We start from the raw sequence: 2,167 nt of genomic DNA on the forward strand, positions 1-2,167 counted from the left end.
TGCAAAAGCTACGATTGTACAAATTATAGAATCTTTTCAGGGGATTTAGGAAGGGAGCTTAGTCATATTGACGCTGCTATCGCTTTTTGTTATAGTCAAGGAGAGAGCGGTCTGGAACACTAGTTTATTCACAGTCTGTGGATAAGTCTAGGGGAAAATGACATATAACTCAGGGTGTTGAAGCACCCTGATACTAGTTCCGTACATTAGTAACTTGCCAGAGAGCTAGTAGAAACCCTAGTACAGAGCTGTTTGACAAAGGTCTGTTTAGGGGTGAAGGCCTCTAAGTCTAAGAGCTGGATTTTGGAGAAACTAGTTTTTAGGCATGTTTTCTTATCCACAAGTTGTGGATAATTTTGTGAACAAGAGAAAGAGATGTGAGATGATGACGAACATAAAACCGCATGGACCATTACCAAGTCAGGCCCAGCTGGATTATTTAGAGGATGAACTAGCTGCCTTTATCCATTTTGGTCCCAATACCTTTTATGACCAGGAATGGGGAAGTGGGCAAGAGGATCCTATGCGTTTTAACCCGACTAAGTTGGATGCGCGTGAATGGGTTCGAGTGCTTAAAGAAACGGGTTTTAAAAAGCTGATTTTGGTGGTGAAGCACCACGATGGCTTTGTTCTCTACCCGACATCCCACACAGATTATTCGATCAAGGCTAGTCCTTGGAGGGATGGAAAGGGGGACTTGCTCCTTGAGGTTTCCCAAGCTGTGACTGAGTTTGATATGGATATGGGAGTGTATTTGTCTCCTTGGGATGCTCACAGTCCCCTCTATCACGTGGACCAAGAAGCGGATTACAATGCCTACTATCTGGCTCAATTGAAGGAAATCTTGTCAAATCCTGCCTATGGAAATGCCGGTAAGTTCACTGAGGTGTGGATGGATGGTGCTCGAGGCGAAGGGGCCCAGAAGGTCAACTATGAGTTTGAGACTTGGTTTGAAACCATTCGTGACTTGCAGGGCGATTGTTTGATTTTCTCAACTGAGGGAACTAGTATTCGCTGGATTGGCAATGAACGAGGCTATGCAGGGGATCCCTTGTGGCAAAAAGTCAAGCCAGACCAGTTAGGAACAGAGGCGGAATTAGATTATCTACAGCACGGAGACCCCTTTGGGACGCTATTTTCAATCGGTGAGGCAGATGTTTCTCTTCGGCCGGGCTGGTTTTACCATGAGGATCAGGATCCTAAGTCTCTGGAGGAGTTGGTCGAAATCTACTTTCACTCGGTAGGGCGGGGAACTCCACTCTTGCTTAATATCCCACCGAACCAAGATGGCCTCTTTGATGAAAAGGATATCCAGCGTCTCTATGAATTTGCTGCCTACCGTGACGAGCTATATAAAGAAGATTTGGCTTTGGGAGCCACGGTATCTGGCCCTGCTCTATCACCAGACTATGCCTGTCATCATCTGACAGATGGGCTAGAGACCAGTTCATGGGCAAGTGATGCAGAGTTGCCAATCCAATTAGAGCTTGATTTAGGTGCACCTAAAGCTTTTGATGTGATTGAGTTAAGAGAAGATTTGAATTTGGGGCAACGCATCGCTGCTTTCCGTGTTCAGGTAGAGTTGGATGGTGTCTGGCAGGAGTTTGAATCCGGCTATACTGTTGGCTATAAACGCCTTTTGCGAGGATCCATGGTAGAGGCTCAGAAGGTGCGTGTGATCATTACAGAGGCACAGGCTTTGCCTTTGTTGACCAAGATTTCACTCTATAAAACACCTACCTTGTCGAAAAAAGAAGCTGTTCAACAGTTAGAGTTTTCAGAAAAAAGTCTAGTTGTGACCAAGGGAGAAAATGTCCACTTTACAGTGAAGCGAAGAGAATCTAGCAGTCCTTTAGAAGCTAAGATTTCGATTCAACCAGGGACGGGTGTGCATGGTGTTGCTTATCGGGACGAGATTCAAGTCCTTGCGTTTCAAGTTGGCGAGACTGAAAAAAGGCTGACGCTACCAACCTTGTATTTTGCAGGCGATAAAAACTTAGATTTTTATCTAAATCTGACGGTAGATAGGCAGCTGGTTGACCAGCTTCAGGTCCAAGTTTCATAAAAGAAGAACCTTTGCGCGATGCAAAGGTTCTTTTGGTTAGGAGTGATTTGGTAGCCAGCTGAGGGTGAAGGTCAGTTGCTCAGCTTTCAAGAGGTCTTGGTG

At 45.4% G+C, this 2,167-nt stretch carries 1 protein-coding gene; it reads left to right on the forward strand.

Annotation, left to right across the window (positions count from 1 at the left end):
* Window positions 1-385 precede the first annotated feature (385 nt).
* On the forward strand, window positions 386-2,065 hold the full coding sequence (locus GMD1S_RS07335; protein ID WP_008280219.1) for an alpha-L-fucosidase: 1,680 nt from the start codon (window positions 386-388) through the stop codon (window positions 2,063-2,065).
* Window positions 2,066-2,167: the final 102 nt, after the last annotated feature.

This window comes from Streptococcus sp. GMD1S, from assembly GCF_000296875.1.
Classification (GTDB): Bacteria; Bacillota; Bacilli; order Lactobacillales; family Streptococcaceae; genus Streptococcus.

What these genes read in the sequence shown, in the direction of transcription:
- GMD1S_RS07335 (WP_008280219.1), top strand. Translation starts at nt 386, where the DNA reads ATGACGAACATAAAACCGCATGGACCATTACCAAGTCAGGCCCAGCTG.